This window comes from Gemmobacter nectariphilus DSM 15620 (assembly GCF_000429765.1).
Lineage (GTDB): Bacteria > Pseudomonadota > Alphaproteobacteria > Rhodobacterales > Rhodobacteraceae > Wagnerdoeblera > Wagnerdoeblera nectariphila.
Window position 1 is genome coordinate 86,123 of the sequence record NZ_AUCM01000003.1, and the last position, 21,660, is coordinate 107,782.

Sequence of the window (21,660 nt, forward strand, 5' to 3'; positions counted from 1 at the left end):
AACCCCCCTGCACCGCAAGGGAGTTCCACAGCCATGCATCCGACCATCAGGCCGCAACCGGGCATTCTGGACATTGCGCTCTATCAGGGCGGGCAGTCCCATGTGACGGGTGTGTCCAATGTGGTGAAACTGTCGTCGAACGAAAACCCGTTCGGAGCCTCGGACAAGGCCAAGGAGGTGTTCCAGCGCTCGGTGCATACGCTGCACCGCTATCCCTCGACCGATCATGCGGGGCTGCGCCAGGCGATTGCCGATGTCTACGGGCTGGCGGCTGATCGCATCATCTGCGGGGCCGGCTCGGACGAGATCATCACCTTCCTGTGCCAGGCCTATGCCGGGCCGGGGGATGAGGTGATCCACACCGAACATGGCTTTCTGATGTATGCCATTTCGGCGCGCGCGGTCGGGGCCACCCCCGTTTCGGTGCCCGAGCGCGAGCGCACGACCGATGTGGATGCCATCCTGGCCGCCTGCACGGACCGCACGCGGCTGGTGTTCCTGGCCAATCCGAACAACCCGACCGGCACCATGATCGGTCAGGGCGAAATCGCGCGGCTGGCCGCCGGGCTGCCGCCGCAGGTGCTGCTGGTGCTGGACGGGGCCTATGCCGAATATGTCGCCGGCTATGATGGCGGCGCGGTGCTGGTCGACAGCCGCGACAACGTGGTGATGACCCGCACCTTTTCGAAGATCTTCGGCCTTGGCGGGCTGCGGATCGGCTGGGGCTATGGCCCGCAGCATGTGATTGATGTGCTGAACCGCGTGCGCGGCCCGTTCAACCTGTCCACCGCCGCGCTGGACACCGCCGAGGCTGCGGTGCGCGATCAGGAATGGGTCAACAAATGCCGGTCGGAAAACACCCGGATGCGCGCCTGGCTGGCCGAGGCTCTGGCAGAATTCGGTGTTCCGTCAGATACATCCACGGCGAACTTCATCCTTGCGCGCTTTCAGAACGAGACCGAGGCACTGGCCTGTGACGAATTCCTCAAGGAACGCGGGCTGATCGTGCGGCAGGTGGCGGGCTATGGTCTGCCGCATTGCCTGCGCATCACCGTCGGCGACGAGGCCAGCTGCCGCCGCGTCGCCCATGCCATCGGTCAGTTCAAGGGGGCGCGCGAGTGAGCCCGGTCTATGATCGGGTCGCGCTGATCGGGCTGGGGCTGATCGCCTCGTCCATGGCTCATGCGATGAAGGCGGCCGGTCTGGCCGGTCATATCGCCGGCCATGCCAAATCCGATGAGACGCGGCAGATCGCGGCCGAGCTTGGCTTTTGCGACAGCGTTCATGCCACGGCGGCTGAGGCCGTGGCGGGCGCCGATCTGGTCGTTCTGGCGGTGCCCGTCGGCGCCATGGGCGAGATCGCGGCCCAGATCGCGCCGCATCTGGCGCCCGGTTGCACGGTGACGGATGTCGGCTCTGTCAAGGGCGCGGTGGTCGAGGCGGTGGCGCCCCATCTGCCCGAAGGCGTCCATTTCATCCCCGGCCATCCGATGGCCGGGACGGAATATTCTGGCCCCCGTTCGGGCTTTGCGACGCTGTTCCAGAACCGCTGGTGGCTGCTTACGCCGCTGGCCGGCACTGATCGCGCCGCGCTGGACCGGCTGCGCGCCCTGCTGACGGGGCTTGGCGCCCGGACCGACGAGATGGAGGTCGCGCACCATGATCTGGTGGTTGCCGTCGTCAGCCATGCGCCGCATCTGATCGCCTATACGATGGTGGGCGTGGCCGACCACATGCGCCGCGTCTCGCAATCGGAAATCATCAAGTATTCGGCAGCGGGTTTTCGCGACTTTACCCGCATTGCCGCCAGCGATCCGACCATGTGGCGCGATGTGTTCCTGACCAACAAGGATGCCGTGCTGGACATCCTCGGCCGCTTCACCGAGGAACTGTTCATGCTGCAACGCGCGATCCGCATGGGCGATGGTGAGCAGCTTCACGCCTATTTCACCCGCACGCGCGCAATCCGGCGTGGCATCATCGAGGCGGGGCAGGATACTGCGGCCCCGGATTTCGGCCGGGCAGGGGATTCGCTGCGAAAGGGCTGACAGGTGCGTCACGGGTGCAGGTTCGGGGGTGCGGGGGTTCTGTGGCTGGCGGTTCTGGCCATGCCCGTTCATGCCGAGGCGCCGGACCGCTCGCGTCGCCCGCAGGCCCGCCCGGTGATCGAGGCCCCGCAGCCCATGGCGCGGCCTGTGCTGGCCGCCCCCGTGACAAGCCCCTCGCCCGAGGCGCGTCCGGCCCATGCCGCCCTCGCTCCGCCCATGCCGGCTGGGGTGGATGCCCCTGCTTCTGCGCCAGCTATCGCGGCACCACGGACCGGCCCGGCGCCGGATCTGACCACGACATCCGAGGCGACAGTCGCGGCTTTGCCCGCGGCAAGCGCCCCGCAAGCCGCCGCGCCCGGATCGGTCCCCGTGTCGGTGCCGGCGCCAAGTGACATGCCCAAGGCCGGCCAGCTGGTTCTGCCCTCGGCCCCGCCGCCCGCCTTGCGCGCCGTGGCCCCGCCGCCCGCGCTGGCGCCTGCGCAGATCGTGCTGCCCCGTCCGGGCCAGCTGGCCTTGTCTTCGGCCCCGCCGCCTGCGCTGCGGACACCCGCCGCGCCGCAGCCCGGGCAGATCGCGGCGCCATCGCCCTTGACCCCGGCCGCACCCGCCGTCGTGACGCCTGCGCCCGAACAGGTTCCGGCGCCCGAATGGCAAGAGGCCGCCGCACCATCGCTGCGCCCGCATCCGCGCAAGACGGCCGCCCCGGCCGCCGTGCCCGACCAGCCGGCCGAGGCCTTTGAACGTCTGGCGCCCCCACCCGCGCGGCAGGCCGCCGAGGCGGGCGACGGCTGGCAGGCAGGGGCGGGCCCGGACCTGCGTCCCATGGCGCGGCCGCTGGTGGCCCCCGCCCGACCCGCGCCCGATCTGGCCGCCCGTTTCGTGGCCGCCCTGCGGCCCGAGCCGCGCCCGCCCGGGCTGCTGCGCAAGGCCCGTCCGAATGTGCAGCCAGAGACCCTTGAACCCGTCGCCGCCATCATCCGTCCTGCGCCTGGCACGGGCCCCGTGGTGGGCAAGCGCAGCTCGGTTTGCGGCATCCCGACCATCCGGGGCGAAACCCTCTCGCCGATCATCGGGCGCGCGGGGGGCTGCGGTGTGGCCAATCCGGTGCGCATCACCAGCGTCGCCGGGGTCGCGCTGTCGCAACCCTCGATCGTCGATTGCGATACGGCGCGCGCGCTGCATGCCTGGGTGGACCGGGCGCTCAAGCCATCTTTCGGGGCCACGGGCGGGGGCGTGACGGGGCTGCAGATCGCCGGGCACTATGTCTGCCGCACCCGCAACCACAAGAAGGGCGCGCGGCTTTCGGAACATTCCAAGGGCAAGGCGATCGACATCTCGGCGATCATCCTTGCGAATGGCCAGAAACTGTCGATCCTGCGCGACTACAGGGGCCGCAACGGCAAGCCGATCAAGGCGGCGCACAAGGCGGCCTGCGGCATCTTTGGCACCACCCTTGGCCCCGGATCAGACGGGATGCACGAAGACCACCTGCATTTCGACACTGCCAGCTATCGCAACGGCCCCTATTGCCGCTGACGGCTTCATCTGTCCGAAAATATCCTCGGGGTTTCCAAAGGGGCAGACAGCCCCTTTGGCGGGGGGAGCCATTGGTTCAAGAACCAATGGCGACGGGGGGCTGGCCCCCCGCTACCGCACCGTCTCGATAGGCCCTTCGGCGCGGCCGTGGATGAACTGATCGACATAGGGATCGCCGCTGCTGTCCAGCGCGCTGACCGGCCCGTGCCAGCGCACCACCCCGCCATGCAGCATGGCCACGCTGTCGGCAATCGCCCGGACCGAGGTCATGTCGTGGGTGATGGTGATCGCCGTTGCGCCCATTTCCGTCACCAGATCGCGGATCAGCGCGTTGATGACGCCCGACATGATCGGATCAAGGCCCGCCGTCGGCTCGTCGAAAAAGATGATCTCGGGGTCGGCCGCGATGGCGCGGGCCAGGCTGACGCGCTTTTGCATCCCGCCCGACAGCTCGGCCGGGTAAAGGTCCGCGACCCGATCGCCCAGACCTACGCGGCGCAGCTTGTCGACAGCGATGGCGCGGGCCTCGGCCTTGGGCCGTTGATGGGGGCCGCGCATCAGGCGAAAGGCGACGTTTTCCCACACCCGCATCGAATCGAACAGCGCGCCGCCCTGGAACAGCATGCCGAACCGGGCCAGGAAAGCATCGCGGTCGCCCAGCGTCACATCGGTGCCATCCACCTCGATCAGCCCGCTGTCCGGGGTCACAAGGCCCAGAACGCATTTGAGCAGCACCGATTTGCCAGTGCCCGACCCGCCGATCACCACCAGCGACTGGCCGCGCGGCACCTCCAGCGTGACGCCCTTCAGCACGCGGTTGGCCCCAAAGGCCTTGTGGACATCTTCAAGCCGGATCATGCGGAAAAGAACACTTCGGTCAGCACATAGTTGGCAGCAAGGATCAGGACCGAGGCTGCGACCACCGCCCCCTTGGTCGCCCGGCCCACGCCTTGCGCGCCGCGCCCCGAGGTCATCCCGTAATAGCACCCCATCAGCGCCACGATGAAGCCAAAGGCCGCGCCCTTGAACAACCCCGACACCACGTCCGAGGTTTCCAGATATTGCCAGGTGTTGTGCAGATAGGTGCCCGAGTTGAAATCCAGCCGGTTCACGCCGACCAGCCAGCCCCCCATGATGCCGATCACATCGCCGATCCCGACCAGGGCGGGCACGGCCAGGGTGGCGGCGACCACGCGGGGAACGGCCAGGTATTTCAGCGGGTTGGTCGACAGCGTGACAAGCGCGTCGATCTGTTCGGTGACCTTCATGGTGCCAAGTTCGGCCGCGATGGAGCTGGCGACGCGCGCCGCCACCATCAGCCCGCCCAGCACCGGGCCAAGTTCGCGCACCATGCCGATGGCGACGATCGAGGGCACCGCGAATTCTGCCTGGAACCGCGCGCCGCCGGAATAGATTTGCAGCGCCAGCGCGCCCCCGGTGAACAGCGCCGTCATGCCTACCACCGGCAACGACAGCCAGCCGATGCTGAGCAGCTGTTGCAGCAGCTCGCGCAGGTAGAACGGCGGTCGCAGGATATGCGAGACGATGCTGGCCGCAAAGATCGTGACCCGGCCGAGCTCTGCCAGCGCCGCGATGACCGCCCGGCCCAGCCGGGCCAGCCCCGTCACCGGCAAGGCCGCAAGGCTCATGCCTTGCCCCCGGTCACATAGCGGCGGGCATAGCGGGGGCCAAGGTTGGTCAGCACCTCATAACCGATGGTGCCGGCAACGGCGGCCAGATCGTCAACCCCCTGATGCGGGCCAAGGATGTCCAGCGCGGCGGGCACCTCGGCCAGGGCGCTGATGTCGGCGGTGATCAGATCCATCGAGATCCGCCCCAGTACCGGCACGGCCTGATCGCCGGCCCACAGCATGGCCTTGCCGCCAAAGGCGCGGAACAGCCCGTCGGCATAGCCGGCGGCGACGGTCGCGACATGGGTCGGCGCGCTGGCCTGCCAGCCCATCGCATAGCCGACATATTCGCCGGCCTCGACGATGCGGGTCTGGATCACCGGCAGCGACAGGGTGACGGCGGGCCGCGCCTGGGCATAGGGCAGGCCGCCATACATGCCGATGCCCGGCCGCGTCAGGTCGAAATGATAGTCGGGGCCCAGCAAGATCCCGCCCGTCGCCGACAGCGAGCGGGGGATCCCCAGCCCGTCGGTCAGCGCGCGAAAGGTTTCCAGCTGCTGAAGGTTCAGATCGGCCTCGGGCATGTCGGCGCAGGCCAGATGGCTCATCAGAAGTTGCGGGCGCGCGTCCAGCACGATCCCCGCCACGGCGGCCCAGTCGTCAGGCTCCATCCCGAGGCGGTTCATGCCGGTGTCCAGCTGGATGCCGAAGGGCTTGCCGGGCAAGGCTTCCAGATGGCGGGTGATCTGGTCCAGCGAATTCAGCATGGGCACCAGATCAAGATCGCCGATCATGTCGGTGTCGCCCGCCATATGGCCGGACAGCACGTTGATTTCAGGGCCGGGGCCAAGGATCTGGCGCAGCATCGCGCCTTCTTCGGCGGCGGCCACGAAAAAGCGGCGGGCGCCGGCCTGGGCCAGCGCCTTGGCGACGCGCGCGGCGCCAAGTCCATAGGCATCGGCCTTGACCACGGCGGCGGTCTGGACCGAGGCGGCAGATGCGCGATCCATCGCACGCCAGTTGGCGCAGATCGCATCGAGGTCGATGGTAAGGGTTCCGGTAGCCATGGCAGGGTTTTGACAGGCAGGCGCGCGGCGTCAAGGGGAAACAGGGGCCGGCACGCGCTTGGTGGCCGCATTCCCCTGCGCGCTGGCAGGGAACCTGCGCCCAAGTGGCCCTGGCGGTTCACTGGCCCCGCAGGGCCGACCCGTCAGGGGCCGCCCGCATGGCGGGATTTCCCGCCTTGCATGGCCAAAACGCCCCCGAAGCATCCGAACTGCGCCTTGTGCTGAACACAGTTGGGCGATCAAATCGCGCAAGCGGCGCCGGTCGGGCGTGGCAGATGAGGGTGAGATGGCGGCAAGACCCCCTGTGGAACGGCGCCTTGGCGGCGCAGGCTGGCTGTTGGTGCTGGCCGTGCTGGTGATGGCCGGGGCAGGGGCCGCCCTTTTGCCAAAGCATCTGGGGCGGGGAAGGCCCGCGCCCATGGTCATGCCGCCTGCGTTGCAGATCGTGCAGCCGGGTCTTGCAGGCGCGCTAAGCCATGGCGTCGATTTCGCGCCGGGCAGCCAGCCGCTGTCATGGACTGCGGCCGGACGCTGGCGCGCGGCAGGCGCCGGGCTGGACCATGAATGGCCCGGCCTTGTGCTGGACGCGCGGTTTGCAGGCGACGGGGTGCTGCTGGCCTTTGACGATCCTCTGAACCGCTATCGCCTGACGGTCGATGGCACCGAGGCCGCGCAGATCACCCGGCCGGGGCAGGCGGTTGTGCGCCTGAGCGGCTTTGGCGATGGCCCGCACGATTTGCGGCTGGAGCGGTTGTCCGAGGCCTGGGCCCCCGCCCGCATCGCCGGGCTGGCCGTTCCGGCAGGCGGCGCGGCTCTGGACCCGCCACCACCGCCCGCCCGCAGGATCGACGTCTATGGCGATTCCGACAGTCTGGGTTACGGCATCGCGCACAAGGGCCGAACCTGCCCTGGCGAGACGATATTCCTGACCACCGATGCCACGCAAACCTGGCCGATGCGGCTGGCGCGGCAGTTCGGGGCCGGGCTGTCGCTGGTGTCACGCTCGGGCATCGGACTGGTGCGCAACTATGGCGGGGCGGCGCCGGGCCGGGCGATGGCCACGCTGCGCGACCGGCTGCTGCCCTCGGACCCGGCGCCGGCCGATCTGCCCGCGCCCTGGCTGACGCTGATCGCGCTGGGGGACAACGATGTCTCCCCCGAGCTGACGGCGGGCGAGGCCTGGCCCGATCTGCCCGCGCTGATGGCCGATTTCACAGTGACGCTGGAGCGGATGATCCGCGATCTGCTGGCCCGCGCGCCGGGCCATCCCATCCTGATCGTCGCCTATCACGATGCCGGAAAGCCGCTGCATGGCCGGCTGGAGGAGGTTGCCGCGAAACTGGCGGCCGAAGGGGCGCCGGTCTGGCTGGTCTCGTTGCCCAGGCTGGACAGGCTGGCCTGTGACTGGCATCCCTCGTTGGCGGATCATGTCCTGATGGGGGATGCCCTGATCCGGACTGTCGCTGCGATGATCGCCGATGGCCGGCTGGAGGCCCCATGAACCTGTTTCGCCCCCTGACCAATCGCTTGCGCCGCCTGGCCGGGCAGGCCGCCGATTTCTGGTCGCTGGCCGACGAGGTCTGGCACCCCGCGCCCGCCGAGGTGCGGGCCTTTCCCCCGGCAATCGCCCTGCCGGGGCAGCTGGACCGGATTGCCGATACGGTCTTTGGCGATCTGGCCGGCACCATCGAGGCGCTGACCAGCGACGCGCCGCGCGCGGTCGGGGCAACCGTGGCCGCCCGGTTCCGTGATGTCGATCTGGTGGACGGGGTGCTTTACAAGGGCGGCGCGGAATTTCACCTGCGGCCGCGCAGCCGGCGCCTGCCGCTGGCGGGGCGGCCCGCGCAGGCGGTGTCGGGCGCGGTCTATGACAGCTGGATCGGCCTGCGCTATTTCGGCAACTGGCTGATGGACGATACCGAAACCTACCGCCTGGCCGAGGCTGCCGGCCAGCCGGTGACAACGCGCACCGGCAGCGCTGGCCACCGGGCGGATTACGAGGCGCGCCTTGCCATGGCGCCGCAGCGCATCGCGGGCGATGTGCATTTCGACGAGCTGATCCTGTTCCAGGACCTGCCGAACAATGCCGGCAAGATGGCGCGGGCGGCGGATCGGCGGGTGCGGCTGCTGTCCGGGCGCCGGGTAGCCCCGCATCCCGGCGTGTTCCTGTTGCGCGGCGGCACGGGCGATCCGCGGCTTCTGGCCAACGAGGCCGCGCTGGCCGATCATCTGGCCCGCCGCCATGGCATCACGCCGCTGCAGGCCGAGGATCACAGCGTCGATGAGCTGATCGCGGCCTGCGCCGGGGCGCGGCTCTTGATCGGGGTCGAGGGCAGCCAGCTGACCCATGCCCTGACCGTCATGCCCCCCGGCGGCACCATGCTGGCGCTGTTCCCGCCCGACCGGGTGACGGCCGCGATGAAGCTGATGACCGACCGGCTGGATCTGCGTTTTGCCCTTGTGATCGGCACCGGCGGGGTCAACGGCTTTCACATCGACCCGGAAGAGGTTGAACGCACGATGGAATTGCTGCCATGACATGTTTTTGCCATCTGGATGCCCGCATCCATGGGCATGGTCGGCCACAGCATTCACCGGCCCCGTGGCCGGCCGACGTATAGGAACAAGCGGATGTTCGAGGAACTGCGCGGCGATTACGAACGTCATGGTCGCTCGTTGACCGAGCCGGCCTTTGTCTCGCTGGCGATCTATCGGTATGGCCGCTGGGCGATCCAGCGCCGCAACCCGCTGGCGCGGCGGGTGGCGAACCTGTTCTACGGGCTGCTCAAGACGCTGATCCTGAACGTCACCAAGGTGTGGATCCCGCCGCAGGTGCAGATCGGCAAGGATTTCCACATCATCCATGCCGAAGGCTCGCTCTCGATCCATCCCGATGCGATCATCGGCGACCGGGTGGGGGTGATGCACAATGTGACCATCGGCACCAACATGGGCCCTGGCGCCCCGGTGATCGGGGACGATGTGTTCATCGGCGTGAATTCCACCGTGCTGGGCCGGATCCGCATCGGTGATCGGGTGCGCATCGCGGCCAACACGGCCGTGACCACCAATGTCCCGCCCGATTCGGTGGCCGTCGGCTCTCCGGCCAAGATCTACCCCCGCCTGCCTGCGCTTGGGGCCGCGAAGAAGAAGGCGGCTGACACATGAAGGACACGGGCCACATTCCGGGGGCCGAGGCGCCGATGTGGGATCTGCTCTGGGCCAATCTGCCTGCGGCGGCCGACCGCATCTGCCTGATCGACGCGAACCGGCAGGCCACCTATGGCGACCTCGCGGCGGCGGCCGACGGTCTGGCCGCCCAGCTGCGCGGGCTTGGCGTGCAGGCCGGGGACCGCGTGATCGTCCATCTGCGCAAAGGCATCGACGAGGTGGCGGCGATGTTCGCCGTCTGGCGGCTGGGGGCGGTGGTCGTCAACGTCAACCACCAGTGGACGGTGGATCAGCTGCTGTTCGTCGCCGGCGATTGCCGGGCGGTGGCGGCCATCGTGCCGGCCCCGGTCGCCAAGGGGCTGGCCGCGCGCGATCTGCCGCCCGCGCTGGCGCATGTGCTGGTGCGAGGGACCAGCGCGCCCCCGGGCTTCGCCCTCTGGGCCGATAGCCCGGCGCCCGAGGGGTTTGCACCCGCAACCCCTGACCCCGGCGCGCTGTGCGCGATCATCTATACCTCGGGCTCGACCGGCACACCCAAGGGGGTGATGCTGACCCATCGCAACATCCGCATCGGTGCGATCTCGGTCACAGACTACCTGGGCCTGACGGCCAGCGACCGGCTGCTGTCGGTGCTGCCCTACAGTTTCGATGCCGGGCTGAACCAGCTGACCACCATGCTGCTGGTTGGCGGCAGCGTGGTGCATCAGCCCGTCACCCTGCCGGCCGAGGTGGTGCGCATGGCGGCGGAACACGCCGTGACCGGCATCGCCGGGGTGCCGCCGCTGTGGTCGATGGTGGTGCGCTATCTGGCCGATGCGCCGGTGGCGCTGCCCGCGCTGCGCCGGGTGACGAATACCGGCGGCAAGATCACCCCCGACATCCTGGACCTGATGCCGCAGGTCTTTCCGGGCGCCCGGATTTTCCTGATGTATGGTCTGACCGAGGCGTTTCGGTCCACCTATCTGTCGCCCGAAAAATTCGCCGCCAAGAAGGGATCCATCGGCCGCGCCGTGCCCCATGCGCAGATCCATGTGATCCGCGCCGATGGCGGGCTGGCCGGTCCGGGCGAACAGGGCGAACTGGTCCATGCCGGCCCGCTGGTCTCGCTGGGCTATTGGGAACGGCCCGAGGCGACGGCCGAGCGCATCCGCCCGTGCCCTGCGCTGGCGCCTCTGATCGGGGATCAGCCGGTGGTGTGGTCGGGCGATCTGGTGCGCGTCGATGACGATGGCGATCTGTGGTTCGTCGGGCGCCGCGACGACATGATCAAGACCATGGGCTTTCGTCTGAGCCCCACCGAGGTCGAGGATGCCGCCGCCCGCACCGGCCTTGTGACCGAAGCCGTCGCCTTTGCGACCGACCACCCCGAGATGGGGCAGGCGGTGCATCTGGCGCTGGTGCCCGTGGGCGCCGCCGATCTGGCCGCCCTGCGCGCGGCCTGCCGCAAGGTGATGGCGCCCTATATGGTCCCCCATGCCTTCCACATCTGGCCCGGCGCCATGCCGCGCACCGCCAGCGGCAAGCTGGACCGCCCCGCGATCATCGCCGCCTGCCGCGATGGCCGCATCCCCGTTCTGACCTGACACCCGGAGTTCTTGATGCCTGCCCAAGTCACCACCGACACGCTGCGCGCCTTTCTGAAAAGCGATCTGGCCATCGACGACCCGGTTGCCGATGACGAAGAGCTGTTTTCCGCAGGTGTGCTGGATTCGGTGGCCATGATGGCGCTGATCGCCTTTCTTGAGGAACAGACCGGCGGCGATGTGCGCCCGTCCGATGTGACGCTGGACAATTTCGACACGCTGGACCGGATCGCCGCCTATGCTGCCACCCTGGTCTGACGCCGATCCGCTGCTGGCGGCCGCGGCCGAACGCTTCGGAACCCCGGCCTATGTCTATCTGACCGACCGGATCGAGCAGCGGGCCGACCGGCTGGCGCAAGATTTCGGCCGCTGGTTCCGGCTGAGCTATGCGGTCAAGGCCAATCCCAACCCGGCGCTGCTGGGCTGGCTGCGCGGGCGGGTGCCGCTGCTGGATGTGTCGTCCATCGGCGAGGTGCGCCGCGCGCTGGCGGCCGGCTGGCCTGCCGGGGATCTCAGCTTCACCGGCCCGGCCAAGCGTCCGGCGGAACTGGCCGAGGCGCTGGCGGTGGGCGTGGGCGATATCGTGCTGGAAAGCCTTGACGAGGCTTTGGCGCTGAACGATCTGGCAAGCGCCGCGGGTCAGGTCGCGCGCGTGCTCGTGCACCTGTCGCCCGACCGGGTGCCCAAGGGCTTTGGCGATCACATGGCCGGCCGGCCCAGCCCCTTTGGCATCGACGTCGAAGAGGCAGAGGCGGTCTTGCCACAGATCGCCGCGCTGCCCCATCTGCATCTGGCAGGGCTGCACATCTATTCTGGCACCCAGTCGCTGAAGCCCGAGGCGATCTTGGAAAACTGGCGCATCTTCCTGGCCCAGTTCCGGCAGTTCTGCACGCTGATCGGGTTGGCGCCCGAGCGGCTGGTGTTCGGATCGGGCCTTGGGATCCCCCATCATGCCGGGGATCAGCCGCTGGACACTGCGGCCATCGCCGCCGCCATCGCCCCCGATCTGGACGCGTTGCGGGCCGAGCCTGCCTTTGCCCGCACCGATCTGGTGCTGGAACTGGGCCGCCATCTGGTGGGCGAGGCGGGCGTGTTCCTGACCCGCGTGCTGCGGGTCAAACCCTCGCGCGGGGCGCGGGTGGTGCTGTGCGATGGCGGGATGAACGCGCATCTGGCCGCGACCGGGCAATTCGGCATGGTCCTGCGCCGCAACTATCTGATGCACCGCGTCGGCGGCGGCGAGGGGGCGGAAAAGGTCGACCTGCATGGCCCGCTGTGCACCTCGATCGACCGGCTGGCGGCGGGGGTCGACCTGCCACCGCTGGCGCCGGGCGATCTGATCGCGATCTATCCCTCTGGCGCCTATGGGCCGACCGCCAGCCCGCAAGGCTTCATCAGCCACCCCCACCCGCGCGAGGTGCTGGTCGAAGGCGGGCAGATGCAGGATGTGACGCCCGGCGCCTGAAAACCGCACCGCCTGACGGGCAGGGCAACTGACACATAGCTGTCAGGTATCTGCGCGCCGGGCGTCTGAGGGCTTTCGGTCGGCGCCGACAGCGCGTAAGTCATCTTGCAGGACATTCTCCCCCAAGGGGACACGCAAGGAGCTATCCCATGCTGAACAATATCGGGCTGCCGGGGCTTCTGCTCATCGCCGTCATCGTGCTGGTGCTGTTCGGGCGCGGCAAGGTCAGCGCGCTGATGGGCGAGGTCGGCAAGGGCATCACCGCCTTCAAGAAAGGCGTGAGCGAGGAAACCGCCGAGCTGAACAAGGCCGACGCCGCCAAGGACGTCACGCCCACCGCTGAAAAAGACAAGGCCTGACGCTGGCTGAACCGGAGACGTCAGGATGCTGGACATCGGCTGGTCCGAACTGCTGGTCATCGGGGTTGTCGCGCTGATCGTGGTGGGTCCGAAGGATCTGCCCGTGATGTTCAAGACCCTTGGCCGTTTCACCGCCCGCGCGCGGGGCATGGCGCGCGAATTTCAGCGCGCCATGGATCAGGCCGCCAACGACTCGGGCATCAAGGATGTGGCGAACGATCTGAAATCCTCGACCTCGCAGGCCTCGGCCGGGATCAACGCCCTCAAGGACGCTGCCGACAAGTTCGAGAAATGGGATCCGCGCCGCCCGGTCAGCTCTGCCGCCAAGGCCGCCGTCTCGGCCGCGACAGCCGCCCCGGCAGCCGCGGCCGCCCCCCCTGACGCGGCCCCCGCGCCTGCCACCCCGGAAGAGCCCAAGGCCCAATCATGAGCGCCGATCAGATCGACGATACCGCCGCCCCGCTGATCGAGCATCTGGCGGAACTGCGCAACCGGCTGATCTGGTCGGTCGCGGCCTTTCTGGTCGCGATGATCGCCTGTTTCACCGTCTGGAACCCGATCTTCAACTTCCTGACCCAGCCGATCTGCCATGCGCTTGCCGAACGCGGGCAGGATTGCGGCCTTGTGCTGATCAAGCTGCAAGAGGGCTTTTTCGTCGCGATCCGCATCTCGGTGCTGGGCGGCTTTGCGCTGTCCTTCCCGGTGATCGGCTATCAGCTGTGGCGGTTCGTGGCGCCGGGGCTCTACAAGTCGGAAAAGGGCGCGCTGCTGCCCTTCCTGATCGCCTCGCCCGTGATGTTCTTTCTGGGCGCGGCCTTTGCCTATTATGTCGTGCTGCCGATCGCCTTCGCCTTCTTCCTGAACTTCCAGCAAGGCGGGCTGACCGGGGCGGATGGCACGAATGAACTGGCGGCCATCGGCTTTCAGGGCTCGGTCGAGGAATATCTGGCCCTGACCACCAAGTTCATCATGGCCTTCGGCCTGTGTTTCCAGCTGCCGGTTCTGCTGACCTTGCTGGGCAAGGCGGGGCTGGTCTCCTCGCGCGGGCTGGGCTCGGTGCGCAAATATGCCATCGTGGTGATCCTGCTGGTCGCAGCGCTTGTGACCCCCCCTGACATGATGAGCCAGCTCATCCTGTTCGGCGCCATCTACCCGCTTTACGAGATTTCGATCTGGCTGATCCGCCGCATCGAGAAAAAGCGCGAAGCACAGCTGCGGGCCGAAGGTCTGTGGGTGGACGAAGACGAGGACTGAACACCGTGACCGATCCGCTTGTGCGCATCGCCGAGGCGCTGGAACGCCTTGCGCCCGCGCCCGTCCCCGCCCCTGATTTCGCCGCCGCCGATGCCTTTTTGTGGCACGCATCCCCCGACCGGCTCGAACCCGTGCCGCGGGTGTCGCGGGTGGATATCGGCCTTCTGGTCGGCGTCAACCGGGCGCGCGATACGCTGCTGGACAACACCCGCCAGTTCGCGCGCGGCTTTGCCGCGAACAACGCCCTCTTGTGGGGCGCGCGCGGGATGGGCAAATCCTCGCTGGTCAAGGCCGTCCACGCGGCGGTGCGCGCCGAAGGCCCGGATCTCAAACTCGTCGAGATCGGTCGCGAGGATCTGGCCAGCATCGGCCGTCTGCTGTCCTTGCTGCGCGCGGCGCCCGACACCCGCTTCGTGCTGTTTTGCGACGATCTGTCGTTCAGCCATGACGATCAGCATTACAAGGCGCTCAAGGCCGTGCTGGATGGCGGGATCGAGGGGCGCCCGGCCAATGTGCTGTTCTATGCCACCTCGAACCGACGCCACCTGATGCCGCGCGACATGATCGAGAACGAACGCTCCAGCGCGATCAACCCGTCCGAGGCGGTCGAGGAAAAGGTCTCGCTGTCGGACCGTTTCGGGCTGTGGCTGGGCTTTCATCCCTGCGATCAGGATGCCTATCTGGAAATGATCGAGGGCTATTGCGCCGCCCATGGCCTGAGCATCGCGCCCGAGGTCTTGCGGGCCGAAGCCATCGAATGGCAGGCCACGCGCGGCAGCCGCTCGGGCCGCGTGGCCTGGCAGTTCTTCTGCGATCTGGCAGGCCGTCACGGGGTGGCGGTGGGCTGATCCCCCGGCCTTGCGCCTCTGGCGTCTGGCGGATGCCTCCGGCGGGGATATTTGTATCAAGGCGAAAGGGGGCAGGCGCCGCGCTTGCCCCCTTTGCCTTTTTCCAAATACCCATGCAACGCCCACCACAGGCGCGCGGCCTGTGGTGGCGCACCCGTGCTGCATCATCTTGCCCCAAATACCCCTGCAACAGCAGTCACCGGGGGCAAGGCGTGATCACAACGCGCGGGCGGCCTCCAGCACCTCGTTGGCATGGCCTGCGACCTTGACCTTGGGCCAGACCTTGGCGATGCGCCCTTCGGCGTCGATCAGAAAGGTCGCGCGGGTGATGCCAAGGAACTTCTTGCCATACATGGATTTCTCGCCCCAGACGCCGAAATCCTCGCAGGTCGATCCGGCCTCGTCCGAGGCAAGGACGATCCCCAGCCCGTGCTTGCGGCAGAACTTGTCGTGGCTGGCCGCGCTGTCCTTGGACACGCCGATCACGGTGACGCCGGCTGCCTCGAAGTCGGCGCGTTTCGCGGTGAAGTCCAGCGCCTCGGTGGTGCAGCCGGGCGTGTCATCCTTGGGGTAGAAATAGACGACGACCTTTCCGGGCCGCAGGGCGGACAGGGTGATGGTGCCGCCGCCATCGCGGGGCAGGGTGAAGTCGGGGGCCATGTCACCGGCGTTCAGCATCGCGCTCTCCTGAGGTTTGACGATCTTTTGTGTTTTAGCCTCTGATCGGGGAATATAAAGCCGGACGGCAAAGAAAGGTGACGGATCGGCATGAACGCAGCGGACGGCAAGGGGGCGCAGGGCGAGCAAGAGGCGGGCGTGCCGCCAGCCGCCGAGGCGCCGGTGGCTGGCCGGCGTGCGCTGCTTGCCCCGCGCCTGCGGTTCCGGCGGCGCCCGCGCCTGCGGATGCCCTGGCAACGGCGGCTGCTGCGGGCGGTGATCTGGGCCGCTTTTGCCTTTGTCGCGGTTGTCAGCCTCATGGGGCTGGGGGCTGCGGTGTTTTCCGGCCGCCCCATCGTCTTGCCGGTCTGGGCGGTGGCCGAAACCGAGGCACGGCTGAACCGGGCGCTTGAAGGGCAGGCCCTGGTATCCATCGGCGGGCTGGAGGTGGTGCTCAGCCCCTCGCGCCTGCCCGAGTTGCGGATGGAGGATCTGCGCATCAGCCGACCCGCTGGCGGCGGGTTCCTGATGCTGCCCGAGGCGCAGGCGCGTTTCGATGCCGCCGCCCTGATGCGCGGGCGGGTCGAGCCGGTGGCCGTGCGGCTGAGCGGGCCGCAGATCGCCTTGCGCCGGGCGCCGGACGGGCGGTTCGATCTGGCACTTGCCGAAGGGGGCGAGGCGCCGGGCAGTCTGGCCGAGGTGCTGCAAAGGATCGACGCCTTCCTTGCCCTGCCGGCCCTTGAGACGCTGGAGCGGATCGAGGCCGAGGCGGTGACCTTTTCGCTCGATGACCGGCGGGCGGGCCGGGTCTGGACCGTGGGCGATGGCCGCATCGCGCTGGTGCAGACCGCCGAGGAAACCGTGCTGGATGTCGGCATGGGCCTTGTGGGGGGCGGGGCGGCGCCGGCCACGGCGCAGCTGCGCTTTGGCATTCGCCATGGCGGGCAGGGGGCGCGGCTGTCGGCGCGGGTCGATGGGGTGGCGGCCGCCGACATTGCCGCCCAGACCCCGCTGCTGGGCTGGCTGGGGGTGCTGGATGCGCCGATCTCGGGCGATCTGCGGGCAGAACTGGGCGGCGACGGGGCGATTTCGGCGCTCGAGGGGTCGCTCTCCATCGGGCAGGGCGCGCTAAGCCCGGTGCCGGGGGCGCGGCCCTTGCCGATCCGCTCGGCCGAGATTGCCTTTGGCTATGATCCGGCGCGCGCCCGCTTTACCGCCAGCCGCCTGACGGTGGACAGCCCCGCCCTGCGCATGAGCGCCAGCGCCCATGCCGATGTGGTCGGCCCGGCGCCCACCGCGCCCGAGGCCTTTGTCGCGCAGATCCGGGTGGGCGATGTGGTCTTCAACCCCGAAGGCGTCTTTGCCGAGCCGGTGCGGTTTTCCGAAGGCGCCATCGACATGCGCCTCAAGCTTGATCCCTTTTCGATCGAGCTGGGGCAGCTGTCGCTGGTCGAGGACGGGCGCCACCTGCTGGCGCGCGGCGGGGTGGCCGCAGGGCCACAGGGCTGGACGGTGGCGGTTGACCTGGACCTTGATGCGATCCGGCATGACCGGCTGCTGGCCCTGTGGCCGGTCGGGCTGGTGCCGAACACCCGCAGCTGGCTGATGGCCAATGTGCAGCAGGGCCTGCTGTTCGACGTCAAGGCCGGGCTGCGCCTGCGTCCGGGCCAGGAGCCGCGCCTGTCGCTGGGCTATGAATTCGAGGATGCCGATGTCCGGTTCATGCCCACCCTGCCGCCGATCCAGCGGGGTCGCGGCTATGCCACCATCGAGGGGCAGACCTACACCACGGTGGTCGAGGATGGCCACGTCACCCCGCCGCTGGGGGGCGAGATCAATGTGTCGCGCTCGGTCTTCCGGGTGCCCGACATCACGGTCAAGCCTGCACCGGCCGAGATCACCTTGCAGACCGACAGCAGCGTCACGGCTGCCCTGTCGCTGCTGGACCAGCCGCCGTTCGGCTTTCTGACCAAGGCCGGGCTTTCCCCGGATCTGGGCGAGGGACGGGCGCGGCTGACAACGGAACTGCGCCTGCCGCTAGCGCCCAGGCTGATGCCGGGGGATGTGGTCTTTTCGGTGGAAGGCACGCTGGAGGATCTGCGCTCGGACAAGCTGGTGCCCGGCCGGGTGCTGACCGCCGGGCGGCTGTCGCTGACGGCCGATCCTTCGGCGGTGGTGATCCGGGGCCCCGGGATGCTGGGGCAGGCGGCCTATGATGCCGAATGGACCTTGCCCCTGGGGCCGGGCACCAACGGCACCAGCCGGGTTCAGGGCAAGGTGACGCTGGACAAGGGGCTGGCGGCCGAGTTTCTGGCCGGGCTTGGCGATGTGCTGAGCGGATTGGGCAAGGCCGATTTCTCGGTCGATCTGCCACGCGGTGAGGCGCCGGTGCTGAACCTGCGCTCGGATCTGGCTGGGGTCGGGGTGCGGATCGCGGAACTGGGCTGGTCGATGGGCACCGCCGCGCGCGGCACGCTGGAGCTGCAGGGCACGTTGCGCGCGCCAGTGCGGCTGACCAAGGTGGTGCTGCAAGGGCCGGGACTGGCGGCCGAGGGCGATCTGCAACTGACGGCCGATGGCGGGCTGGACAAGCTGGCGCTGTCGCAGCTGCGTCTGGGCAGCTGGCTGGATGCCAGGGCCGAGCTGATCGGGCAGGGTAAAGCCCGCGCCCCGCTTGCCCGCGTGACCGGGGGCAGCGCCGATCTGCGGCGGCTGACCTCGGGGGCTGACAGCAGCGTGCCGGGGGGGACCGGCGCCAAGGGCGCGCCCGTCGAGGTGGCGCTGGACCGGGTGCTGATATCGGGCAGCATGGCGTTGACCGACGTTCGGGCCGAATTGCGGTCCACCGCGCAGGGGCTTGATGGTCCCTTTGCCGGGCGGCTGAACGGCAAGGCGCCGATCTCGGGCCAGCTGGCACCAGGGCCCAAGGGCACTGCGATCCGGGTGCGCGCGGCCGATGGCGGGGCGGCGCTGGCGGCGGCGGGGCTGTTTTCCAAGGCCTCGGGCGGGGCGCTGGATCTGGCGATGACCCCGACCGGGGCGCCGGGCAACTATACCGGCACCATTGCGATGACCGGCTTTCGGGTGCGCGACATGCCCGCGCTGGCCGAGCTGCTGAACGCGGTGTCGATTGTCGGCCTGATCGACCAGCTGGCCACCTCGGGCCTTGTCTTTGCCGAGGCCAAGGGCAATTTCCGCATCACCCCCGCGGCGATCGAGCTGAGCCAGGGGCGCGCCGTCGGCGCCTCGTTCGGGGTCTCGCTCGAAGGGGTCTATGCGATGGACCGCGATCAGCTGGATTTGCGCGGGGTGATCTCGCCTTTCTACCTGATCAACGGTATCGGATCGCTGCTGACGCGCCCTGGCGAAGGGCTGGTCGGCGTGACCTACCGGATCCGCGGCAGTGCCAACGATCCGCAAGTGACCGTGAACCCGCTGTCGGTGCTGGCGCCCGGCTTCTTCCGTGACCTGCTGCGCCGCCCGGCGGCCCGGATTTCCGAATGAAACTTGACGATTTCGACTATCATCTGCCCGAAGACCTGATTGCCACCCGCCCGGCGAAACCGCGCAGCGCGGCGCGGCTGCTGGTGGCGCGGGGCGATGGGATCACCGATGCGCATGTGCGCGATCTGCCAGGGTTCCTGCGGCCCGGCGATCGGCTGGTGCTGAACAACACCAAGGTGATTCCCGCCCGCCTGACCGGCCGGCGCCGGCGCGACAGTGCGCAGGGGCCGGTCGAGGCCAAGGTCGAGATCACCTTGATGGAACCCATGGCCAGCGGTGGCTGGCGCGCCATGGCCCGTCCCTTGCGCAAGCTGAAGGCGGGCGAGCGCATCGAGTTTTCCGACCGGCTGTCGGCCGTGGTGACGGAACGCGGGGCCGAGGATGTCGTCCTGGCGTTCGACCTGACCGGCGCCGATTTCGATGCCGCCCTGGCCGAGGCCGGCACCATGCCGCTGCCGCCGTATATCGCTGCCCTGCGCGCGCCCGATGCCCAGGATGATCAGGACTATCAGCCGGTCTTTGCCCGCCATTCCGGTGCCGTTGCCGCCCCGACCGCCAGCCTGCATTTCGACGAACCCCTGCTGGCCGCGCTGGCCGCGATGGGCGTGGGCTTTACCGAAGTCACGCTGCATGTGGGCGCGGGGACCTTTCTGCCGGTCAAGGTCGAGGATGTGACCACCCACCGGATGCATGCCGAATGGGGCGAAGTGACCGAGGCTGCGGCTGCCGAAATCAACGCAACCCGCGCGGCGGGCGGGCGGATCATCCCGGTCGGCACCACCGCGCTGCGGCTGATCGAAAGTGCGGCGGGTGACAGCGGCATCGCGCCCTGGCGGGGCGAGACGGATATCTTCATCTATCCCGGCTATCGCTTCCGCATTGCGGATGGGCTGATGACCAACTTTCACCTGCCGAAATCGACGCTGCTCATGCTGGTCTCGGCGCTGATGGGCAAGGACCGGATCGACCGGATCTATGATCATGCGGTGGCGCAGGGCTATCGGTTCTTTTCCTATGGCGATGCGTCCTTGCTGTTGCCGCAGGGATGAGCGCAAAGCGGGGGCAGCCCCCGCACCCCCGGGGTATTTGGGGCAAGATGATGGGGCGGCGTTTCAGGGGGGCAGGCCTGTCAGTCAGGCGCGCGGCGGGGATCGGCGCCATGCCGCGAAATGGATGATTGAAGTTGCGCGCTGATTGCTGGCGCAGACGTGAGGTCGGCGACGCTTTTGTCTGTTACGCTGGGGCGGTAAGGCAGCGGCGATTCAAGGGAGGCGGTCATGCTGAAGGTTCTTGGAACATCCTGGCCGCTGCTGGCGGGGGTGATGTTGCTGATGGTCGGGAACGGCATTCAGGGCTCGCTTCTGGGGATCCGCGGCGCGCTGGAGGGGTTTTCGACCTTTCAGATGTCGTTCGTCATGGCCGGGTATTTCCTGGGCTTTCTGGGCGGATCGCGCCTTGCGCCACTGATGATCCGCCGCGTCGGGCATGTGCGGGTGTTTGCCGCGCTTGGCTCGCTGATCTCGGCGGTGCTGGTGCTGTATCCGGTCGTGACCGATGTCTGGGCCTGGAGCGTGATGCGCGTGCTGATCGGGTTCTGCTTTTCGGGCGTTTATGTCACGGCGGAAAGCTGGCTTAACAATGCCTCCAGCAACGAGACGCGCGGGCAGGCGCTGTCGGCCTATATGATCGTCCAGATGATCGGCATCATCGCCAGCCAGATCCTGCTGAATGTGGGGGACCCGTCGGGGTTCGTGCCGTTCATCCTGCCCTCGGTGCTGGTCAGCCTGGCGTTCTTGCCGATCCTTCTGTCGGCGACCCCGGCGCCGGTGTTTGACACGACGCAGCGCATGGGGTTTGCGCGGCTGTTCCAGATCTCGCCCCTTGGCTGTGCGGGAATGCTGCTGACCGGCGGGGTCTATGCGGCGATGATGGGCATGGCCGGGGTCTGGGGCATGTCGGTCGGGCTGACGGTGCCGCAGATCTCGGTCTTTGTGGGGGCGATGTATGCGGGCGGGCTGGTGTTGCAATTCCCCGTCGGCTGGATATCCGACCGGATGGACCGACGGCGGCTGATCTTGCTGCTCGCGCTGGCGGGGGCGGGGGTGATGGCGTTGGCCAGCGTGGCGCCTCCGGCCTTTGGCCTGCTGGTCGCGCTGGCCTTTGTGCTGGGCGGGATCGTCAACCCGCTCTATGCGCTGCTGATCGCCCATACCAACGATTTCCTGCCCAATGAGGAAATGGCGGGGGCTTCGGCGGGTCTTTTGTTCCTCAATGGTCTTGGGGCCGTGGCCGGGCCGCTGGCAACCGGCTGGATGATGGAACGGCTGGGGCCTTCGGGCTTTTTTGTCTTCATCGCCGGGCTGCTGGGGGGGCTGGCGGTTTACGTCCTGTGGCGCATGACCCGGCGCGACACGCCGCCCGGTGCGCCCGGCTATCACCCGATCGCGCCAACCGCCTCGGCCATCGCTGTCGAGGCGGTGATGGAGCGGTCCGACAGCTGACATTGCACGGCTGGCGCAAAGCTGTCAGGGTGCCCG

20 protein-coding genes are annotated in these 21,660 nt (G+C 68.4%); 16 read left to right on the plus strand and 4 right to left on the minus strand.

Going from position 1 to position 21,660, the window contains the following annotated elements; translation table 11 throughout:
• Positions 1-33: 33 nt before the first annotated feature.
• From hisC to G481_RS26560, 3 genes are read left to right on the plus strand one after another with little or no spacing between them, the layout of a single operon-like run.
• Positions 34-1,122, plus strand: a complete 1,089-nt coding sequence (gene hisC, locus G481_RS0100460) for a histidinol-phosphate transaminase (protein ID WP_028028249.1) — start codon at positions 34-36, stop codon at positions 1,120-1,122.
• Positions 1,119-2,048 carry a prephenate/arogenate dehydrogenase family protein gene (locus G481_RS0100465; RefSeq protein WP_028028250.1) on the plus strand — a complete coding sequence of 310 codons (930 nt, stop codon included), beginning with the start codon at positions 1,119-1,121 and terminating at the stop codon, positions 2,046-2,048. Before hisC ends, G481_RS0100465 begins: the two co-directional genes overlap by 4 nt.
• A 60-nt stretch (positions 2,049-2,108) precedes the next feature.
• Entirely contained in the window at positions 2,109-3,584 is a 1,476-nt protein-coding gene (locus G481_RS26560; protein WP_245594898.1) for an extensin-like domain-containing protein, read from the plus strand.
• Between the two features lie 111 nt (positions 3,585-3,695).
• Here the strand turns inward: G481_RS26560 and G481_RS0100475 are convergent, their stop codons facing one another.
• Genes G481_RS0100475 through alr form a run of 3 tightly spaced genes read right to left on the minus strand, consistent with a single transcriptional unit; the run spans position 3,696 to position 6,282 of the window.
• Positions 3,696-4,442, minus strand: a complete 747-nt coding sequence (locus G481_RS0100475; protein WP_028028251.1) for an ABC transporter ATP-binding protein — start codon at positions 4,440-4,442, stop codon at positions 3,696-3,698.
• Entirely contained in the window at positions 4,439-5,233 is a 795-nt protein-coding gene (locus G481_RS0100480; RefSeq protein ID WP_028028252.1) for an MlaE family ABC transporter permease, read from the minus strand. Before G481_RS0100480 ends, G481_RS0100475 begins: the two co-directional genes overlap by 4 nt.
• Positions 5,230-6,282, minus strand: a complete 1,053-nt coding sequence (gene alr, locus G481_RS0100485; protein ID WP_028028253.1) for an alanine racemase — start codon at positions 6,280-6,282, stop codon at positions 5,230-5,232. The genes G481_RS0100480 and alr overlap by 4 nt, the downstream gene beginning before the upstream one ends.
• Before the next feature lie 286 nt (positions 6,283-6,568).
• Between alr and G481_RS0100490 the strand changes: the two genes are divergently transcribed.
• The 10 genes from G481_RS0100490 to G481_RS0100535 all read left to right on the plus strand — a co-directional run bounded on the left by G481_RS0100490 (position 6,569) and on the right by G481_RS0100535 (position 14,962).
• Positions 6,569-7,783: an SGNH/GDSL hydrolase family protein gene (locus G481_RS0100490; protein WP_154664485.1), complete on the plus strand. Its 1,215-nt coding sequence runs from the start codon at positions 6,569-6,571 to the stop codon at positions 7,781-7,783.
• Positions 7,780-8,820: a glycosyltransferase 61 family protein gene (locus G481_RS0100495; protein WP_028028255.1), complete on the plus strand. Its 1,041-nt coding sequence runs from the start codon at positions 7,780-7,782 to the stop codon at positions 8,818-8,820. Before G481_RS0100490 ends, G481_RS0100495 begins: the two co-directional genes overlap by 4 nt.
• A gap of 93 nt (positions 8,821-8,913) precedes the next feature.
• A complete protein-coding gene (locus G481_RS22445; protein WP_035024715.1) occupies positions 8,914-9,450 on the plus strand; it encodes a serine O-acetyltransferase in 537 nt (178 codons plus the stop codon).
• Positions 9,447-11,036: an AMP-binding protein gene (locus G481_RS0100505; RefSeq protein ID WP_245594899.1), complete on the plus strand. Its 1,590-nt coding sequence runs from the start codon at positions 9,447-9,449 to the stop codon at positions 11,034-11,036. Before G481_RS22445 ends, G481_RS0100505 begins: the two co-directional genes overlap by 4 nt.
• A 15-nt stretch (positions 11,037-11,051) precedes the next feature.
• Entirely contained in the window at positions 11,052-11,294 is a 243-nt protein-coding gene (locus G481_RS0100510; RefSeq protein WP_028028257.1) for a phosphopantetheine-binding protein, read from the plus strand.
• The gene (locus tag G481_RS0100515) at positions 11,275-12,501 is read left to right on the plus strand and encodes a type III PLP-dependent enzyme domain-containing protein (RefSeq protein WP_028028258.1); all 1,227 of its coding nucleotides are present in this window, start codon (positions 11,275-11,277) and stop codon (positions 12,499-12,501) included. The genes G481_RS0100510 and G481_RS0100515 overlap by 20 nt, the downstream gene beginning before the upstream one ends.
• A 149-nt stretch (positions 12,502-12,650) precedes the next feature.
• A complete protein-coding gene (locus G481_RS0100520) occupies positions 12,651-12,860 on the plus strand; it encodes a twin-arginine translocase TatA/TatE family subunit (RefSeq protein ID WP_028028259.1) in 210 nt (69 codons plus the stop codon).
• Between the two features lie 25 nt (positions 12,861-12,885).
• Positions 12,886-13,290 carry a Sec-independent protein translocase protein TatB gene (gene tatB, locus G481_RS22450; protein WP_035024716.1) on the plus strand — a complete coding sequence of 135 codons (405 nt, stop codon included), beginning with the start codon at positions 12,886-12,888 and terminating at the stop codon, positions 13,288-13,290.
• Positions 13,287-14,114: a twin-arginine translocase subunit TatC gene (tatC, locus tag G481_RS0100530; protein ID WP_028028260.1), complete on the plus strand. Its 828-nt coding sequence runs from the start codon at positions 13,287-13,289 to the stop codon at positions 14,112-14,114. Before tatB ends, tatC begins: the two co-directional genes overlap by 4 nt.
• 5 nt (positions 14,115-14,119) lie before the next feature.
• A complete protein-coding gene (locus G481_RS0100535; RefSeq protein ID WP_028028261.1) occupies positions 14,120-14,962 on the plus strand; it encodes an ATP-binding protein in 843 nt (280 codons plus the stop codon).
• A 216-nt stretch (positions 14,963-15,178) separates the two neighbouring features.
• Here the strand turns inward: G481_RS0100535 and bcp are convergent, their stop codons facing one another.
• Positions 15,179-15,640, minus strand: coding sequence for a thioredoxin-dependent thiol peroxidase (bcp, locus tag G481_RS0100540; RefSeq protein ID WP_028028262.1), 462 nt, complete (start codon positions 15,638-15,640; stop codon positions 15,179-15,181).
• 90 nt (positions 15,641-15,730) lie between these two features.
• Between bcp and G481_RS0100545 the strand changes: the two genes are divergently transcribed.
• The 3 genes from G481_RS0100545 to G481_RS0100555 all read left to right on the plus strand — a co-directional run bounded on the left by G481_RS0100545 (position 15,731) and on the right by G481_RS0100555 (position 21,624).
• Positions 15,731-19,123 carry a YhdP family protein gene (locus tag G481_RS0100545; protein ID WP_051294214.1) on the plus strand — a complete coding sequence of 1,131 codons (3,393 nt, stop codon included), beginning with the start codon at positions 15,731-15,733 and terminating at the stop codon, positions 19,121-19,123.
• Positions 19,120-20,172, plus strand: a complete 1,053-nt coding sequence (gene queA, locus G481_RS0100550) for a tRNA preQ1(34) S-adenosylmethionine ribosyltransferase-isomerase QueA (protein ID WP_028028264.1) — start codon at positions 19,120-19,122, stop codon at positions 20,170-20,172. The genes G481_RS0100545 and queA overlap by 4 nt, the downstream gene beginning before the upstream one ends.
• Before the next feature lie 228 nt (positions 20,173-20,400).
• On the plus strand, positions 20,401-21,624 hold the full coding sequence (locus G481_RS0100555) for an MFS transporter (protein ID WP_028028265.1): 1,224 nt from the start codon (positions 20,401-20,403) through the stop codon (positions 21,622-21,624).
• The last annotated feature ends 36 nt before the right edge of the window (positions 21,625-21,660 follow it).

Bases quoted from the DNA above. Each gene is read 5' to 3' on its own strand.
- hisC (WP_028028249.1), top strand. From the start codon at position 34: ATGCATCCGACCATCAGGCCGCAACCGGGCATTCTGGACATTGCGCTC.
- tatC (WP_028028260.1), top strand. From the start codon at position 13,287: ATGAGCGCCGATCAGATCGACGATACCGCCGCCCCGCTGATCGAGCAT.
- G481_RS0100545 (WP_051294214.1), top strand. From the start codon at position 15,731: ATGAACGCAGCGGACGGCAAGGGGGCGCAGGGCGAGCAAGAGGCGGGC.
- G481_RS0100475 (WP_028028251.1), bottom strand. From the start codon at position 4,442: ATGATCCGGCTTGAAGATGTCCACAAGGCCTTTGGGGCCAACCGCGTG.
- G481_RS0100520 (WP_028028259.1), top strand. From the start codon at position 12,651: ATGCTGAACAATATCGGGCTGCCGGGGCTTCTGCTCATCGCCGTCATC.
- G481_RS0100505 (WP_245594899.1), top strand. From the start codon at position 9,447: ATGAAGGACACGGGCCACATTCCGGGGGCCGAGGCGCCGATGTGGGAT.
- G481_RS0100490 (WP_154664485.1), top strand. From the start codon at position 6,569: ATGGCGGCAAGACCCCCTGTGGAACGGCGCCTTGGCGGCGCAGGCTGG.
- G481_RS0100515 (WP_028028258.1), top strand. From the start codon at position 11,275: ATGCTGCCACCCTGGTCTGACGCCGATCCGCTGCTGGCGGCCGCGGCC.
- alr (WP_028028253.1), bottom strand. From the start codon at position 6,282: ATGGCTACCGGAACCCTTACCATCGACCTCGATGCGATCTGCGCCAAC.
- G481_RS26560 (WP_245594898.1), top strand. From the start codon at position 2,109: ATGCCCGTTCATGCCGAGGCGCCGGACCGCTCGCGTCGCCCGCAGGCC.
- bcp (WP_028028262.1), bottom strand. From the start codon at position 15,640: ATGCTGAACGCCGGTGACATGGCCCCCGACTTCACCCTGCCCCGCGAT.
- G481_RS22445 (WP_035024715.1), top strand. From the start codon at position 8,914: ATGTTCGAGGAACTGCGCGGCGATTACGAACGTCATGGTCGCTCGTTG.
- queA (WP_028028264.1), top strand. From the start codon at position 19,120: ATGAAACTTGACGATTTCGACTATCATCTGCCCGAAGACCTGATTGCC.
- G481_RS0100510 (WP_028028257.1), top strand. From the start codon at position 11,052: ATGCCTGCCCAAGTCACCACCGACACGCTGCGCGCCTTTCTGAAAAGC.
- G481_RS0100480 (WP_028028252.1), bottom strand. From the start codon at position 5,233: ATGAGCCTTGCGGCCTTGCCGGTGACGGGGCTGGCCCGGCTGGGCCGG.
- tatB (WP_035024716.1), top strand. From the start codon at position 12,886: ATGCTGGACATCGGCTGGTCCGAACTGCTGGTCATCGGGGTTGTCGCG.
- G481_RS0100555 (WP_028028265.1), top strand. From the start codon at position 20,401: ATGCTGAAGGTTCTTGGAACATCCTGGCCGCTGCTGGCGGGGGTGATG.
- G481_RS0100495 (WP_028028255.1), top strand. From the start codon at position 7,780: ATGAACCTGTTTCGCCCCCTGACCAATCGCTTGCGCCGCCTGGCCGGG.